Below are 16,683 nucleotides of genomic sequence, written 5' to 3' on the forward strand. Positions count from 1 at the left end.
CATGGCACATAAAACACTCACAGAGCTAAAAATCACCGGCATGGGCTGCGCGTCCTGTGTGGGCCGTGTCGAAGCCGCCCTGCGCGATGTGCCAGGTGTCGATGCGGCCTCAGTCAACTTTGCAACCAAATCAGCGCAAGTGGCGTTTGACGGGCCGGTTACGGCTCTGACTGCGGCGCTGGACGTAGCAGGGTATCCTGCTGAAACCAAATGCGTTGATCTGAATGTCGACGGGATGAATTGCGCCTCGTGCGTGGCCAAGATCGAACGCGCGCTGGTAGCCAACCCGGGTGTAATCGAGGCTCAGGTCAATCTCGCAACTCAAACCGCCACAGTGACATACGCGGCGGGGACAACCACGCCAGAGCAGTTGGCACAGGTCATCACCGGAATCGGATACCCCGCGCGCCTTCAAAACGCCCATGAACCTGAAAGCCGCGAAGATGACGAAATTCGCAGTCTGGTCCGCACCACGATGCTTGCCGCCGTCCTCGCGCTGCCCGTGTTTATTCTTGAGATGGGTGGGCACATGATCCCCGCATTCCATCACTGGGTACACGCCACCATCGGTGCGCAGACCAGTCAGCTTATCCAGTTTGCTCTGACCTCGGCCCTGTTGATCGGTCCGGGACGGGTGTTTTACCGCAAGGGCATCCCATCCCTGTTACGCGGCACGCCAGACATGAATGCGCTGGTCGCGCTTGGGACCGGGGCGGCCTATCTCTATTCCGTGGTGGCCACATTCGCCCCGGGTGTGCTGCCGCAAGGCACCGCGAATGTCTATTTCGAAGCCGCAGCAGTCATCGTTGTATTGATCCTTCTGGGCCGACTCATGGAGGCGCGCGCCAAAGGCAGAACCGGCGCCGCAATCCGGAAGCTGGTAGGCTTGCAGCCCAAGACCGCAAGGGTCGAAGTGGATGGCCGAACAGAGGACCGTCCTATTGCTGAAATAGTTGTGGGAGACATTTTGCGCGTTCGTCCAGGCGAACGGATGCCAGTGGACGCCGAAGTGCTTGAGGGCACATCTTACGTCGACGAAAGCATGATCACTGGCGAGCCTGTGCCGGTCGGAAAATCGCAAGGGGCCTCTGTTGTTGGCGGCACGGTGAACGGGACCGGCGCCTTGCGGGTACGCGCCGCGCGCGTTGGGGACGACACGGTCCTGGCTCAGGTTATCCGCATGGTGCAGCAAGCACAGGGGGCCAAATTGCCCATTCAAGGGCTGGTCGACCAGATCACCTATCGTTTTGTCCCTGCTGTCATTCTCGTCGCTGTGGTCACCGTCATACTCTGGTTGGTTTTCGGTCCCAGCCCCGCTCTACCGCTGGCGCTTGTGGCAGGTGTTTCGGTCCTGATCATTGCTTGCCCTTGTGCGATGGGACTGGCGACGCCCACTTCTATCATGGTGGGCACGGGGCGTGCAGCAGAACTGGGGGTATTGTTCCGCAAAGGCGATGCATTGCAGCAGCTTCAACAAGCACGCATCGTCGCGCTGGATAAAACCGGAACTCTGACGCTCGGACGTCCCGAGTTGGAAAGCGTGATGACGACGAACGGGTTTGACCGGGATGAGGTTGTGCGGCTCGCTGCGTCCCTAGAAGCACAGTCGGAGCATCCAATTGCATCAGCTATCACTCGGGCCGGTCCTTCTGCTCTGCCCGAGGCGTCGAATGTCCAATCAATCACCGGACTGGGTGTACAGGGCCTCGTTGAAGGTCGAGAAGTGTTGGTCGGGTCGTACAGGCTGATGGAAAACCGGGGGATTGATCTTGGCCGTTTGGCGGACGAGGCCGAAGAGCGCGCCTCTGAAGGGGCAACGCCGCTATTCGTTGCTCTTGATGGGCAGGCCGCTGCTACGGTTTCTGTGTCCGACCCGATCAAGCCCGGCACTGAAGAAGCGCTGCAAAGGTTGCACCAGATGGGGTTAACTGTGGCCATGATCACCGGAGACAACGCGCGGACGGCACAGGCGCTGGCTGATCGGTTGGGGATCGATCACGTCACTGCCGAGGTGTTGCCGGACGGCAAGGTAGATGCGATCACGGCTTTGCGGGATAATTTCGGAACGCTGGCTTTTGTTGGCGACGGGATCAACGATGCCCCGGCGCTTGCATCCGCGGATATCGGCATCGCCATTGGGACAGGTACGGATGTGGCCATCGAAACGGCCGACGTGGTTCTGATGTCGGGCGATCTGCGCGGCGTCGCAAACGCGACCGAGATCAGCCGTCGCACAATGCGAAACATTCGCCAGAACCTCGGATGGGCGTTTGGTTACAATGTCCTGCTGATCCCGGTGGCGGCTGGCGCGCTGTATCCGTTTGGCGGTCATCTGTTGTCGCCTGCTTTGGCAGCTGGCGCGATGGCGCTGTCCAGCGTTTTTGTGGTCTCGAATGCTCTGCGTCTGCGTCGCGTCCGCGCCAGCGTGCCGGAAACCCCGACCTTGGCCACCAACGAGGTGCACGCATGAATATCGGAGACGTGTCTGCCCGCACTGGCCTGCCCGCCAAGACGATCCGGTATTATGAGGACATCGACCTGATAAAGCCCCTGCGCGACGACAACGGGTATCGCCGGTTTCGCGATCAGGACGTGCATAAACTGAACTTTCTGGGCCGTGCCCGCGCGCTTGGGTTCACCATCGAAGGTTGCCGTACCCTGTTGGCGCTGTACGAGGATGAAACCCGCGCCAGCGCCGATGTAAAACAGGTTGCGCGGGATCATCTGGCGCAGATCGAGGCCAAGATCGCGGACCTGAACGCCATGCGCGACACGCTGAGTCATTTGGTTGACGCCTGCGCCGGGGATGACCGGCCCGATTGTCCCATATTACAGGATCTGGGTGGGAAAGGCTGACTTGGGGTTGCCCTTTGGGCGCAGCTTTGCTTTGTCTTCGTCGAAGATTTCGGCCCCAGACAACGGTCGAACAGCCGAGAGGATCACAAAATGGCAAAAGTCGCGTTCCTTGGCCTTGGTGTCATGGGCTATCCCATGGCCGGATTTCTGAAGGCCGCAGGTCATGACGTCACCGTCTACAACCGCACCACCGCCAAGGCTGAAGCCTGGGTGGCACAGCATGGCGGTGCCATGGCAATTACTCCGAAAGATGCCGTCAAAGATGCAGAGTTTGTCATGGCCTGTGTCGGCAACGATGACGATCTGCGCATGGTCTGCACAGGCGAGAACGGCGCGTTTCATGGCATGTCGGACGGGGCCATCTTTGTTGATCACACAACGGTTTCCAAAGTTGTCACATTAGAGCTTTATGCGGCAGCAGCAGCGCAAGGGTGTGCCTTTGTCGACGCCCCGATATCGGGTGGTCAGGCCGGGGCCGAAAACGGGGTCCTGTCTATCATGTGCGGCGGCGATCAGGACGCTTATGATGCGGCGGAACCCTTGATGCAGGTTTACTCTAAGATCTGCCGCCGTATCGGAGAGAGCGGCACGGGCCAGATGACCAAGATGTGCAATCAAATTGCCATCGCCGGTGTCGTACAGGGCCTCAGCGAAGCGCTGCATTTTGCGGAAAAGGCCGGCTTGGACGGGCGCTCTGTGGTCGAGGTGATCAGTCAGGGCGCGGCTGGAAGCTGGCAGATGGTGAACCGCCACGAGGCGATGCTGGACGATCATTTCGATTACGGCTTTGCTGTGGACTGGATGCGCAAGGATTTGGGGATTTGTCTGGATGAGGCCAATTCCAACGGGGCTTCTTTGCCTCTGACGGCTTTGGTCGACCAATTTTATAAGGATGTGCAGAAACTTGGCGGCGGGCGCTGGGATACGTCGTCGCTGTTCAAACGCCTGCGCGCTTTGGATTGAGGGATCAGGGGGCTGTCTGCCCCCTCTTGGCCCGGTGGGCCAATTCACCCCCGAAGGTATTTTTAGCCAGATGAAAAGGATCCCGCGCGTGACGGGACGGAGAACGACATGAGCGAATTGGTGAAGTTCTGGGCGGATGCGCTGCGTCAGCATTGGGGGTTGGACGCACGGTTGACTCGTCTGGACGGTGAATATGACCTGAACTTTCTGGTGCAGGCCACCAATGGGCAGGATTATGTGCTTAAGGTTATGCGTGCGGGCTGTGAGGCGGATCTGGTGGATCTGCAGATACAGGCGCTGGCTCATATTGCGTCGGAAGCACCGGGTTTGCCTTTTCCCAAGGTGTTTCCCGATTTGAATGGCGCTCTGTTGCCCGAGATTGCGGATTCTGAGGCCCAGCCGAGGCTGGCTTGGTTGCTGGAATGCCTGCCGGGGCAATGCTATGCGAAGGCGGCACCAAAATCCGAAGAACTGATCCTGAAACTGGGGCGCGTGTTGGGGGCAACTGACCGGGCTCTGGAAGGGTTCCAGCATGAGGGGTTGCATCGGGCCGGCTTCAAATGGGACCTGATGCAGGCGGATTGGATTGCGGAAAAGCTGGGCGCGATTTCAGATCCTTCGCGGCAAGCCTTGCTAAAGGAAATCTGCGGCGGGTTTGCAGCGATTTCCGGTACCCTTGCGGATCTGCCCAAGCAGGCCATTCACAATGATGCCAATGACTATAACATTCTGGTCGAAGGGGAGTTGAGCGAACGGCGGCGGATCTCGGGGCTGATTGATCTGGGTGACATGTGCGCGGCGCCGCGGGTTTGCGATCTGGCGATTGCCGGGGCCTATGTCGTTTTGGACCATCCCAAGCCGGAACGGGCGTTGGCTGCGTTGGTGAAAGGGTATCACGCGGCCAACCGGCTGCGCGAGGATGAGGTGGATTTGATCTGGCCGTTGTTGCGGATGCGGCTTGCCGTGTCTGTTGTCAACTCGACCCTGATGGCCGCCGAGACCCCGGATGATCCTTATGTGACAATCTCTCAAGCGCCCGCATGGCGGTTTCTTGAGAACGCTTCGGTCAATGGTGGCCTCATGTCGGCGCGTTTGCGGGCGGCTTGTGGATTGCCGGTTGTCGATGGGGCAGACCGTATCCACGCCTATCTACAGGAGCATCGCGGTCAGTTCGCTCAGATGTTCGATCAGGATCTGAGCGATGTGCCCATGGGCTCACTGTCGGTTGAAAACTGTGTCTGGCCGCAGAATCCGTTCCACATGCCTCTGGCCGAGGCCGCACGAGTGGGCGAGGAATATGGGCAAGATCTGTGGCTGGGCTATTACAACGAGCCCCGCCTGATCTATGCCGAACCGGGGTTCCGCAAGGGCCCGTGGAAAGCCTCGGACCGGCGGACAGTGCATTTGGCCGTGGATGTGTTTGCGCCTGCCGGGACGGTGCTGCACGCGCCCATGAGCGGGCGGGTTGAGGTCGTCGAGAACCGCGACAGCCACCTCGACTATGGCGGGGTGATCATCCTGCATCACGAAACGCCCGAAGGTGATCCGTTTTACACGCTCTATGGTCATCTGGATCCAGAATGCTGTGACAGGTTGAAACCCGGCGATCCGGTAGCACAGGGGGCGGCGTTTGCCCGGCTGGGCGATGCCAGCCAGAATGGCGGATGGTCCCCTCATGTTCATTTCCAACTGGCCTTGACCACCGATGGCATGGAGGCGGACTGGCCCGGTGTAGGCGATCCTGACGAGATGGAGCTGTGGCACGCGGTCTGTCCGAACCCCGCCGCCTTGCTGAACCTGCCGGATGACAAGGTGTTTTACCAACCCACTGACAAGCAGGCGATCCAGCAAGGGCGACGCGATCATTTTGGTGGTAACCTGTCTCTGACCTATGACGATCCGGTCATGCTGGTGCGTGGGTGGAAACACCACCTGTTCGACGAATGGGGCCGCCCTTATCTGGACGCCTATAACAACGTCCCTCATGTCGGTCATGCGCATCCGCGTATTCAGGCCGTGGCAGCGGAACAGCTGAGGCGGATGAACTCGAACACCCGCTATCTGCATCCAGCCCAGACCGCTTTTGCCGACAAAATCCTGTCCAAACTGTCAGATCATTTCGAGGTCTGCTTCTTTGTCAATTCCGGGACCGAAGCCAATGAGCTGGCTCTGCGGCTGGCCCGTGCCCATACCGGAGCGAAAGGGATCGTGACACCGGATCATGGCTATCACGGGAATACAAACGCGGCTGTGGCGATCTCGGCTTATAAGTTCAACAAACCGGGTGGCGTCGGCAAAGCCGACTGGGTTGAACTGGTTGAGGTTGCGGATGACTACCGTGGTTCGTTCAAGCGCGACAATGCGGATCGGGCCCAGAAATTTGCCGATCTTGTAGATCCGGCAATCACGGCCTTGAACGCGCGCGGGCAAGGCGTCGCCGGGTTCATCGCCGAGACCTTCCCCTCGGTCGGAGGACAGATCATTCCACCCAAGGGCTATCTGCCTGCGGTTTATGAAAAAATCCGCGCCGCAGGTGGTGTCTGCATCGCCGATGAGGTGCAGACAGGTCTTGGTCGTCTGGGCGAGTACTACTTTGGTTTTGAACACCAGGGCGCACTTCCCGATATCGTTGTGATGGGCAAACCTATCGGAAACGGGCACCCTCTGGGCGTGCTAGTAACGACCAAAGAAATCGCGGACAGCTTCAACAACGGGATCGAGTTCTTTTCCACCTTCGGCGGCTCGACCCTGTCCTGCAGGATCGGCAAAGAGGTGCTGGACATCGTCGACGACGAAGCTCTGCAAGACAATGCCCGCCTGATGGGAGACCGTCTGATGACCGGGTTGCGTCAGATCGAAAACGACTTTGGCTGTGTTGGCGACGTGCGGGGCATGGGGCTGTTCCTTGGTGTGGAACTGATTAACCCTGACGGATCAGAGGGAACCGAGATTTGCAGCTATGTCAAAAACCGGATGCGCGACCATCGTATTCTGATCGGTAGCGAAGGACCAAAGGACAACATCCTGAAGATCCGCCCGCCGCTGACCATCGAGGCCGAGGATGTGGACATGGTCCTTTGGGCGTTGCGAGACGTGCTGTCAGAGGTGGGCGATTACACCCCTGCCCCGGTTTGCGATCACGATCATCATCATGCCGGATGTGGGTGCTGCTGAACAAAATAACCCCGGCGCAATGCCGGGGTTAAGCCGTCCTGAACCGGGGATCAGTGGAGAACGGCCGAGGGGGTATGGTGTCCCGTAGTAGGGATCCTGAACCCGGCCGTCATGCGTCTGAGGGCAAGGCCAAGTTCTTCTGACAACGCGGCAAGCGCAGGTGCAAAATCCGGGCGTACGATCAGAGATGCCATCATCATTGCGTCTTCACGCGCACCTTCAGAGGCGGCTGAAATCATCTGAGCGAAACAGTTTTCGTCCGCGCCAAGACACGCACATCCCAACCCATGCCTGATCAATGGACGACGACCGTAATTTGCGCAAAGTGAACACAGGCGATCCAGTGTCAGCATCGCGGCCTGCCCGCTCTCTGCCCCCAAAGCGATCTGAAAGTCACTGGCAGCATCGGCCCTTGCACCTTCACCCGCGCTCCACATGCGCAGATACATGACCGCCCCCGCCTCAACGAGGTCCAAGTCAGCAAGGCGACCTACCGCAGCGCCGCCGCGCGTTTTGCCAGCGCTCATTTCGTCAGGATCAGTTTGCCCGCGCGGGTAATGCGCAGGGTGTAGAGTTGGTCGCCCAATTCGATATGTGCCAGGTTGCCGCCTTTTGTCAGGTCTTCGGCCTTGTGCGCGGGAAGCATCGAGACAGCGTAACCTTGGGTTGGGGTCGGGTTCTGAACGTTCATCGGGACATCTCCAGAGCGTTTCGGCTTAGTGCCAATTCAGTTGCGTTTCATGTGATCTGGCTGACCTCGAATGGGCTGGCTTTCTGTTCCTGCGGTTAATCTGATTATTTTAGTAAGGATTGTCAAGTGTCGTTTCACCACAAGTGATTGCGCCCAGAAAAAGGGCGGGTTACCTCTGTGGGCAGAGGGGAAAAGGCAGGAAAAACATGACCGCAACTGTTGTATTTGATCTGGATGGAACGCTGGTGGACAGTCTGGGTGATTTGGCTTCGGCGACAAACCGAATGCTGGATGACACCGGGCAGGATCCCCTGTCCTTCGAGATCATCAAGGGATTCGTTGGAAATGGTCTGCCCAAACTGGTCGAACGCGTGATCCGCCACTGCGATCTGTCGATGGATCGTCACGCGGAATTGGCGCAATTGACCCTCAAGCTCTACAACGCCGCTGCCAGCGAAACGACCGTTCCCTATCCCGGTGTTCCCGCCGCGTTGGAACGTTTGCAACAGATGGGCTGCGTTCTGGGCGTGTGCACCAACAAGCCCGAAGCCCCGGCGCGGCATGTGCTGGAGGCATTGAACCTGTCGCAGTTCTTCGACGTCGTGCTTGGTGGCGACAGTCTGCAGACACGGAAACCAGACCCCCAACATCTGTTTGCAAGCTTCGACGCCCTTAACGGCTCAGGTCCACGTATTTTTGTCGGAGACAGCGAGGTTGACGCTGAAACCGCTGTCAGGGCAAAAGTCCCGTTTCTTCTGTTCACGGAAGGATATCGAAAATCCCCCGTACAGGACATTCCGCATGATATTGCTTATGAGGCTGCCGCCGACCTGCCCGCTCATGTGACAACACTGGCCACGGCCTGAGCGCAATCGGTTTTCCAAGCCCGGCGCGTCTTCACGTCTCCAAAAAGTTAAGAGGGGCCGGCCGAGGGGGTGTGACCAGCCCCTCATCGGGGAAAGTAATTACCGTGTGTTTGTGTGGTAAGTACGGTAGGTCATGTTTACCCTTGATAGGCGGCGCGCGAAATTGGGGGTTTCCCGTAGTTGTGTAAAATTCCCTGAAAACCTGTCGAAAACGGCTGCAAAGTCATCTCGATTTACCCCTCTTCCCTTGCATTCATCCCGACCCGGCGCTCTGGTGGTATGAAAGGTGGAAATGAAGGACAAATCGGGCGAAAGGTAACCCATGGAAAAACCGGGCAGAAATAGCAACCTGTCGGCTTTGCCCGTGCTGCAAGGTGTCTTGCCCATAGACCGATCGCGCCTTCCTGCCGAGATGCTAGCGGGGCTTACATTCGCCTGCCTCGCGATACCCGAAGTGATGGGGTACACCAAAATTGCGGGTACACCGGTCGTCACCGGGCTTTATACGATCCTGATTCCCATGGCCCTGTTCGCCCTATTCGGCTCATCACGGCACCTGGTGGTCGGGGCCGATTCGGCAACGGCAGCCATTACCGCGTCGGCCCTTGCGGGGATGGCGGTTACAGGCTCGTCCGAGTATCTGGCTTTGGCATCGCTCCTCGCATTGATGGCAGCCGTGTTTTTGATTGGCGCACGGATCATCGGACTGGGATTCCTGGCCGATTTCCTGTCTCGTACCGTTCTTGTTGGTTTCCTGACCGGCGTAGGCATTCAGGTCGCCACGGGTGAAATACCCGGTCTATTGGGGATCGAGGCCACGGGGCACGGCACGCTTGCGCGACTGACCGATGTTTTCAACAATTTGGCTCAGGTCAGTTGGCCAACCGTTTGTGTATCGGCGGCCGTTCTTGGTATTGTGCTTGCCTGCACAATGTTGTCGCGAAAAGTACCAGGACCTTTGATCGCGATCGTGGGGGTGATCTTATGCAGTTGGGCCTTTTCCTTCGAAACGGTGGGAATTGCCCTGCTGGGAACAGTGCCCGGCGGCTTGCCATCGATCTCGATCCCCGAGGTGGATTGGAGTTGGACCCTGTTCAAACAACTCCTGCCCACTGCACTGTCCATCTTCGTTGTCATTCTGGCCCAAAGCGCTGCGACCTCGCGCGCGTACGCGGCCCGATATGACGAGAGGTTCAGCGAGAACACAGACCTGATCGGGCTTGGGCTTGCCAATTTCGGAGCGGCATTCACCGGCACATTTGTGGTCAACGGCAGCCCCACCAAAACCGAAATGGTCGCCAGCGCGGGTGGCCGCAGTCAGGTGGCGCAACTGACCACGGTTGCCATAGTCCTGCTTGTGATCCTGTTTCTGACCAAACCGCTTGCCTATCTGCCGAATGCCGCCTTATCCGCTATCGTCTTCCTGATCGGGTTGAAACTGATCGATCTGCGTGGTCTGACAACGATTTACAAACAAGCCCGATCCGAGTTCTGGGTGGCCACTGCGACGGCAGCTGTGGTTGTCGTGGTCGGCGTGGAACAAGGCATCATCTTTGCCATGGTCCTGTCGCTGGTCGATCACACCCGCAGAGGGTATCGCCCAAAGAACGCTGTGATTGTCAAAACCCAGTCCGGTGGCTGGCATTCAAAAGATCTGGCCCCACCTAACCAGTTCGAGCCCGGCCTCGTGATCTATCGGTTTTCGCACGGCATGTATTACGCAAACACGCAGCGATTTACCGATGAAGTCACCGCCATTGCGCAAGGCCCGGACGCCAAACCTGAATGGTTCTGCCTTGACGCGTCAGCCATAGATGAGGTCGACTTCACCGCTGGATACGCCTTGCGCAACATGGCCGGGGTCCTGAAGGAAAACAACATCCAACTGGTATTCACGCTGGTTGAGCCGGACGTAAAGGCCGAGTTGGATCGCTATGGCGTGACCGACATTGTAGGTGAGGCCGCGTTTTTCGACAGTGGCACCAGCCTTCTCGAAGCCTTTCACAAGCGTCAAAAGGCGTAACGATGTTCACTTAGTGATAGTGTTTCGCCTTCGACATCTTTCCAATGCCGGGATTGAACGAGTTGGTTGGGTCGCAGCACTTGTAATGCGCCGCCAGATCAGGCTTGGCCGGATACAAATGGCCCACATTGTGCTCGGCTGGGTATTCCGCACCGCGTTCGTCGAACAGTTTGAGCATCGCCGCCTTCAGCGCCTTGGGGTCCGCGCCCTTTTTGACAACGTAATCCTGATGCATGACGTGGCACATGAAGTGGCCATAGTAGAGCTTGTGCACCAGCTGGTTCTCGATCTCGGGCGGGAGTTTTTCGAGCCAATCCTGATCGTTGCGGCGCAGCGCGACGTCCAATGCGATAATGTCTTCTACGTCCGAGTTATGCAGAGCCATGTAACGCACGGCGGCTCCGGCTGCGGCGAAACGGTGCAAACCTGCAATCTTAGCCTCGCGGGCGTCACATTCAAAAAAACCGGCGTCGCGGTCTTCCAAGAAACCCGGCAACCACGCGGCAGCCTCTGCGATACCGTCATCTTTCATCTTCAGGATCAGGTGATGTTCATACTTGTCGCGGAACTCGACCATCCGCTTGGGCAGAACACGCGGCCATAGCGCCACGGCCATTTGCATGAACCGGTCGGTGAAATTACCCAGCAACGGGATGCGCCGAAGACGTGCATCGACCGCGCCTTTCATTGCAAAGAAAAACGGTAAGCGGTCGGTGCCCAGTTTGTCGATCATCACAACCGTGTCCTTGCCGTATTTGGCAGTGATGTCGAACACCTCACGCTGCATATATTCGGCCGAGACGGGCAGAGATTTGAACCTGGACAGGATATGACGGCGCAAAGCGGCCAGATCATCGGGGTTGTTTGTTCCGATATAGAACACTTTTTCCGCGTCATTTTTCTTGAAGGTATCAAGACGTACGGCAAAGACCGCCAGTTTACCGGCAGAGCCAGCGGATTCGAACAGTTTAGCCTTGTCTGCATTGAACCGCGCAGGCGTTTCCGCGTCCACATCCCGCACGATCTGCGCATAATCGCTGGCTGAAGCGCGCTTGTTTGTGGCACCGGGGTTGCGGTCGAACTTGCCAGCGTCGAGGCTTGCCAGGATTTCCTCGGGCGTGTCGCCCAGATCAATGCCCAGATGGTTGACCAGTTCCAGCTCGCCTTGCTCGGATATCCGGGCGTACACGGACAGTTCGGTGTAAACGGGCCCACGCTCGACCAAAGACCCGCCCGAGTTATTGCAGACCCCACCCACAATCGATGCACCGATGCACGAGGATCCGATCACTGAATGCGGCTCGCGCCCCAGTGGAGCCAGCAGTTTTTCCAACGCGAAAAGGGTGGCACCGGGAAAGCTGACGATTTGCTCGCCATTGTTCAACGGGACCAGCGTGTCCATCCGGCGGGTATTGATCAGAACGACATCGCGGTCATAGCTGCCTGATGGAGTCGACCCTTCGGTCAAGCCGGTATTGGCCGCTTGCATGATAACAATCTTGTCCGAGGCAACGCAGGCTTGCAGGATTTTCCACTGTTCCAATAAATTACCGGGCTGAACGACACACAGCGCCTCCCCCTCGCCCGAGCGGAAGCCACGCCGGAACCGTTCGGTCGCGCGCTCGCCAGTCAAGACGTGGCGTGATCCGACGATAGAACGGAAGTGCTTGATCAACTCGTCATTGGTCATCTCGGCCCCCAATTTGGGTTCAGGCGTTGCGGAAACGGATATTCTCGCGGCTCAACTGGTCGACGCTGGTGACACCCATCAGTTTCATGTCGCGTTCAATCTCGGCCCGCATCAGGCCAAGGGCGCGCTCAACCCCCGCCTGCCCTGCGGCAGCCAACGGGTACAGGTAGTGACGACCAACACCCACGGCCTTGGCCCCAATCGACAGCGCCTTCAGCACATGGGTGCCACGTTGAATGCCGCTGTCCATCATCACATCCAGCTTGTCGCCGACGGCATCGACGATCTCGGCCAGTTGATCAAAGGGCGTGCGTGAGCCGTCCAACTGGCGACCACCGTGGTTAGACAGGATGATGCCGGTGCATCCTATCTCGGCCGCGCGCTTAGCATCTTCGACGGTCATGATGCCCTTAAGGCAGAACTGACCGTCCCAGTCGCGCACCATCTGTGCCACGTCATCCCAGTTCATCGACGGGTCGAGCATGTCGGTAAAGTAGCCGCCGATCGAGCTGGCGCCGCCACCCATATCCACATGCTCTTCAAGCTGAGGCAGACGGAACTTTTCGTGCGTAACGTAATTGATCCCCCACATCGGCTTGATCGCAAACTGGATCATTCCGCCCAGCGTCAGCCGGAACGGGATCGAGAACCCTGTGCGCAAGTCACGCTCACGATTGCCGCCGGTGATGCTGTCGACGGTCAGCATCATGACCTCGACACCCGCCTCTTTCGCGCGCTGCATCATGGCGGCGTTCAGGCCCCGATCCTTGTGGAAATAGAACTGATAGACCTGCGGGTTCTTATGCTTTTTCCGAAGCTCCTCCAGCGACACGGTCCCCAGCGACGAAACACCAAACATCGTCCCGTATTTTTCAGCCGCCGCCGCGACGGCGCGTTCGCCCTGATGGTGGAACAGGCGCTGCAAGGCAGTGGGCGAGCAATAGACGGGCATGTCCAGCTTTTGCCCCATCACCGTGACCGACATATCCACGTCTGACACTCCGCGCAGGACCGACGGCAACAGATCACACCGGTCAAACGCATTGGTGTTTTCCCGATACGTCACCTCATCATCCGCGCCACCGTCGATGTAGTTGAAGATGGGGCCCGGCAGCCGCTGCTTGGCCAGCCGCCGGAAGTCGTGGAAGTTATGACATTGGCTCAGACGCATCGGGCAGGCTCCTTAGTAAGCGACCGAGGGCAACCAGGTGGCGAGCGTCGGCCAGAGGAAGACTAACGCCAGACCGGTCAGCTGCAAAAGCACAAAGGGGATGATGCCTTTGTAGATGTGGGTCAGCTTGATCTCCGGCGGGCAGACGCCTTTCAGGTAGAACAGGGCGAAGCCAACCGGCGGGGTCAGGAAGCTGGTTTGCAGCGTTACCGCGACCAGGATCACGAACCACACCAACGCCGGTTCATCCAATACGCCGAAGCCGGGGATGTCGATGCCCAACCCGTTCACGATGGGGCGCATCAGAGGCAACACGATCAGCGTGATCTCGATCCAGTCCAGAACGAAGCCCAGCAAGAACACGATGAACAGGATGAACAGGATCGTACCGTTGGCTCCGAAACCGGTGGACTGCACCACATGTTCGATCAACTCGTCCCCGCCCAATTCACGCAGGACGTAGGAGAATACGGTCGCGCCAAGGAAGATCGCGAAGATGTACGCAGTGGTGTTGAAAGTCGACACCAGCACGTTCCACAGTTTGGCAAAGGTCAGCTTGCGATAGCCCAGCGCCAGCAGCGTGGCGCCCAGCGCACCGATGCCCGAGGCTTCGGTCGGTGTGGTCAGACCCGCAAAGATCGAACCTAGCACGGCGAGGATCAGCATCAGCGTCGGGATGACGGCGATCAGAACGTCCTTGACAGCGGCCCAGTCGGGGGCTTTTGCGCCCTCGGGCACAGGGGCTGCGTCACGTTTGATCAAGGCTAGTAGGAAGATGTAGGTCAGGTACAGCCCGCCGATGATGACACCGGGGAAAACGGCTGCCATGAACAGATCGCCGACAGACAAGGCCATCTGGTCGGCCATGATCACCAGCATGATCGAGGGCGGGATCAGGATACCCAGCGTACCGGACGCTGAAACAACGCCAGCAGCCAATGTCGGTTGATACTTCTGCTGCATCATCGACGGCAACGACAGCACGCCCAACAGGACCACCGAGGCTCCGATAATGCCTGTAGAGGCTGCCAGAATGATCCCAATCAGGGTCACGGTAATCGCCAGACCTCCGCGCACGGTGCCGAACAGGCGCTGCATCGAGGACATCAGACGCTCGGCCACACCGGATTCGTCCAGCATCAGGCCCATGAAGATGAACATCGGCAAGGCGACCAGAACCGCGTTGGACATGGTGGCATAAACGCGGTTCACCACAGCACCAAGGGTCAGATAATCAAGCCCGGTAAAGGTGCTCTCAAGACCCGTCCACAGCATCAGATCGTTGTCGAACAGGTAAGCCAGACCGCAATAGGCCACACCGACACCGGCCAGCACCCACGCCACCGGGTAGCCAGTGAACAGCAGCGCAATGAAGGTCAGGAACATCGCGATGACCAGCTTTTCCTCGGTCGTTTCGACAAGGAAGGTCAAGCCCACGCAAACAGCGGCGAACACGACCAGAACCAGCAGGATACGGCGCAGCGGCGCGCCTTCCCGTTCCGAGGCCGGTCCATAGAGCAGCGCGTGCCCGTCGTGGATCAGCCGTGCGAGTGCAGCCAGTGCGAGCAGGATGAAACTGATCGGAATGACAGCCTTGAACGCCCAGCGCGCAGGCAGGCCAGTTGGGCTGTCCGAGCGTTCATTCACGCGGAAGCTTTCGTAGAAATAGTCATACCCCTGGTCGACCATCAAATAGATGAAAGGGGTCAACAGAGTCAGGATGCCGATCACTTCGATGATCCGCTGCGCCCGGCGGGACAACTGCATATGCAGGACGTCAACGCGGACATGGCTGTCGGTGATCAAGGCATATGAGATGCCGATCATCGTGACGACGCCGTAGAAATGCCACTGGATCTCATCCAGCTTGGGATAGTTCTGGCTGAACAGGTAGCGCAGCGAAACCTGGCTAAAGATCGCGGCCATCAGCAGGATATTCGCCCACATGACCACATGTCCTACCGCTTTGACGCTGGTGTCGATGGCGACGGCGATCTTCTGACGGTCGGTATCTGGATGTTCCAGGATGCCTTCATAGGCTTCGACCGGATCATTTGTATATTTTTCGTTGGCCATGGTCATTCCTCGCTCAGCACCCCGGCGCGCGGGACGGTGAAGGGTTAGAAATTCCGTTTTTGGGAGAGTTCGGAGCGGCGGACTCCGCCGCCCCGGTTACGTCAGTTAGGGAGAGTTTACTGACGTGGGAGGAACGCGTTAGTCTTCCAGAGGTTATAGCCGTCGCGGAATTCGTTCATGTCCGCCAGGACTTGGGCAAAGAAAGCATCGTTTGCGGCTTCTTCAGCAGCAACCTCGTCCCACGTTGCGCGGAATGTATCCAGCATCTCGGGCGACCACTGCTTGATGGTGACACCGTTGTTTTCAACGTTGTCGATCAGTGCGGCATGCTGGATCGCTTCACCTTCGGCAAAGCTGTCTGCCATCGACGCTTTGCAGGCGCTTTCGATGATCGCCTTATGCTGGTCGCTGGTTTCATTCCAGACGTCTTTGTTGATCAGCAGCTCAAACACAGTCGCCTGCTGGTGCCAGCCGGGGAAATAGTTGAACTTGACCAGTTTATGGAAGCCCAGGCGCGCATCAATGGCGGGCATCGAGAATTCAGTCGCGTCAATCGCGCCTTTTTCCAGCGCGGGGAAGATCTCACCACCTGGCAACAGCGACGTTGCAACACCCAGCTTCTGCATGACTTTGCCGCCCAGACCAAAGAAACGCATCTTCAGACCGTTCAGGTCTTCGGGCGAGTTGATCTCGGTCGCGAACCAACCCGAGGTTTCGGGTGCGATGATCGCGCAAGGCAGAACTTTTACGTTGTAACCGGCCTGATCATACATTTCCTGATACAGGGTCATGCCGTTGCCGTAATAGAGCCACGCCATGTATTCACCCGCTTCGGGGCCGAAAGGCACAGCCGAAAACAGCGGCGCAGCCGGGATTTTACCGGCCCAATATCCAGCTGTGGTGTAGCCCGAGTTGATCTTGCCAGTGGATACCGCGTCCAAAATCTCGAACGGCGGAACCAGCTTGCCCGGCTCGTACACTTTCATCTTCAGCGTGCCGCCCGACATCACGTCAAGCTGTTCTGCAACACGCGGGATCGGCGAGCCCAGGCCCGGCAATTCGGTCGAGAACGCAATCGGCGTTTTCAACAGCAGTTTGTCTGCGGCAACCGCAGGTGCGGCCATAATGCTGGCCGCCACGGCCAAGCTCGTCAGGGTCTTCTTCATGAGATCT

The 16,683-nt window shown here is 58.3% G+C and carries 11 protein-coding genes and 1 pseudogene; 6 read left to right on the plus strand and 6 right to left on the minus strand.

The genetic code is table 11. The features are described 5' to 3' along the window. Position 1: 1 nt before the first annotated feature. From ACXADZ_RS13750 to ACXADZ_RS13765, 4 genes and pseudogenes are all read left to right on the plus strand, one after another. Positions 2 to 2,470 carry a heavy metal translocating P-type ATPase gene (locus tag ACXADZ_RS13750; protein WP_475197134.1) on the plus strand — a complete coding sequence of 823 codons (2,469 nt, stop codon included), beginning with the start codon at positions 2 to 4 and terminating at the stop codon, positions 2,468 to 2,470. Further along, a complete protein-coding gene (gene cueR, locus ACXADZ_RS13755) occupies positions 2,467 to 2,856 on the plus strand; it encodes a Cu(I)-responsive transcriptional regulator (protein WP_475197135.1) in 390 nt (129 codons plus the stop codon). Before ACXADZ_RS13750 ends, cueR begins: the two co-directional genes overlap by 4 nt. A 78-nt stretch (positions 2,857 to 2,934) precedes the next feature. Further along, a pseudogene (locus tag ACXADZ_RS13760) lies at positions 2,935 to 3,819 on the plus strand (NAD(P)-dependent oxidoreductase); the annotation flags it as partial. Between the two features lie 108 nt (positions 3,820 to 3,927). Then, positions 3,928 to 6,993 (plus strand): aminotransferase class III-fold pyridoxal phosphate-dependent enzyme, encoded by a 3,066-nt coding sequence (locus tag ACXADZ_RS13765; protein ID WP_475197136.1) that lies wholly within the window; start codon positions 3,928 to 3,930, stop codon positions 6,991 to 6,993. A gap of 50 nt (positions 6,994 to 7,043) precedes the next feature. Here ACXADZ_RS13765 and ACXADZ_RS13770 read toward each other — a convergent pair whose 3' ends face one another. Then, entirely contained in the window at positions 7,044 to 7,520 is a 477-nt protein-coding gene (locus ACXADZ_RS13770; RefSeq protein WP_171186309.1) for a hypothetical protein, read from the minus strand. Continuing rightward, positions 7,517 to 7,684 carry a hemin uptake protein HemP gene (hemP, locus tag ACXADZ_RS13775; RefSeq protein ID WP_083445319.1) on the minus strand — a complete coding sequence of 56 codons (168 nt, stop codon included), beginning with the start codon at positions 7,682 to 7,684 and terminating at the stop codon, positions 7,517 to 7,519. The genes ACXADZ_RS13770 and hemP overlap by 4 nt, the downstream gene beginning before the upstream one ends. A gap of 206 nt (positions 7,685 to 7,890) precedes the next feature. Between hemP and gph the strand changes: the two genes are divergently transcribed. After that, positions 7,891 to 8,550 carry a phosphoglycolate phosphatase gene (gene gph, locus ACXADZ_RS13780; protein WP_475197140.1) on the plus strand — a complete coding sequence of 220 codons (660 nt, stop codon included), beginning with the start codon at positions 7,891 to 7,893 and terminating at the stop codon, positions 8,548 to 8,550. A 322-nt stretch (positions 8,551 to 8,872) separates the two neighbouring features. Next, a complete protein-coding gene (locus tag ACXADZ_RS13785) occupies positions 8,873 to 10,573 on the plus strand; it encodes a SulP family inorganic anion transporter (protein WP_475197142.1) in 1,701 nt (566 codons plus the stop codon). A 10-nt stretch (positions 10,574 to 10,583) separates the two neighbouring features. Here ACXADZ_RS13785 and dld read toward each other — a convergent pair whose 3' ends face one another. From dld to ACXADZ_RS13805, 4 genes are all read right to left on the minus strand, one after another. Beyond that, a complete protein-coding gene (gene dld, locus ACXADZ_RS13790) occupies positions 10,584 to 12,263 on the minus strand; it encodes a D-lactate dehydrogenase (RefSeq protein ID WP_475197144.1) in 1,680 nt (559 codons plus the stop codon). A gap of 19 nt (positions 12,264 to 12,282) precedes the next feature. After that, positions 12,283 to 13,434, minus strand: a complete 1,152-nt coding sequence (locus ACXADZ_RS13795) for an alpha-hydroxy acid oxidase (protein WP_171091562.1) — start codon at positions 13,432 to 13,434, stop codon at positions 12,283 to 12,285. A 12-nt stretch (positions 13,435 to 13,446) separates the two neighbouring features. After that, on the minus strand, positions 13,447 to 15,510 hold the full coding sequence (locus tag ACXADZ_RS13800) for a TRAP transporter large permease subunit (protein WP_475197147.1): 2,064 nt from the start codon (positions 15,508 to 15,510) through the stop codon (positions 13,447 to 13,449). A 116-nt stretch (positions 15,511 to 15,626) separates the two neighbouring features. Next, positions 15,627 to 16,676: a TRAP transporter substrate-binding protein gene (locus ACXADZ_RS13805; protein ID WP_171176032.1), complete on the minus strand. Its 1,050-nt coding sequence runs from the start codon at positions 16,674 to 16,676 to the stop codon at positions 15,627 to 15,629. Positions 16,677 to 16,683 lie beyond the last annotated feature (7 nt).

This window comes from Ruegeria sp. ABM4_193, assembly GCF_056158705.1.

Coding starts and splice junctions, on each gene's coding strand:
- ACXADZ_RS13805 (WP_171176032.1), bottom strand. CDS start 16,676: ATGAAGAAGACCCTGACGAGCTTGGCCGTGGCGGCCAGCATTATGGCC.
- ACXADZ_RS13765 (WP_475197136.1), top strand. CDS start 3,928: ATGAGCGAATTGGTGAAGTTCTGGGCGGATGCGCTGCGTCAGCATTGG.
- ACXADZ_RS13770 (WP_171186309.1), bottom strand. CDS start 7,520: ATGAGCGCTGGCAAAACGCGCGGCGGCGCTGCGGTAGGTCGCCTTGCT.
- gph (WP_475197140.1), top strand. CDS start 7,891: ATGACCGCAACTGTTGTATTTGATCTGGATGGAACGCTGGTGGACAGT.
- ACXADZ_RS13750 (WP_475197134.1), top strand. CDS start 2: ATGGCACATAAAACACTCACAGAGCTAAAAATCACCGGCATGGGCTGC.
- ACXADZ_RS13800 (WP_475197147.1), bottom strand. CDS start 15,510: ATGGCCAACGAAAAATATACAAATGATCCGGTCGAAGCCTATGAAGGC.
- cueR (WP_475197135.1), top strand. CDS start 2,467: ATGAATATCGGAGACGTGTCTGCCCGCACTGGCCTGCCCGCCAAGACG.
- hemP (WP_083445319.1), bottom strand. CDS start 7,684: ATGAACGTTCAGAACCCGACCCCAACCCAAGGTTACGCTGTCTCGATG.
- ACXADZ_RS13785 (WP_475197142.1), top strand. CDS start 8,873: ATGGAAAAACCGGGCAGAAATAGCAACCTGTCGGCTTTGCCCGTGCTG.
- dld (WP_475197144.1), bottom strand. CDS start 12,263: ATGACCAATGACGAGTTGATCAAGCACTTCCGTTCTATCGTCGGATCA.
- ACXADZ_RS13795 (WP_171091562.1), bottom strand. CDS start 13,434: ATGCGTCTGAGCCAATGTCATAACTTCCACGACTTCCGGCGGCTGGCC.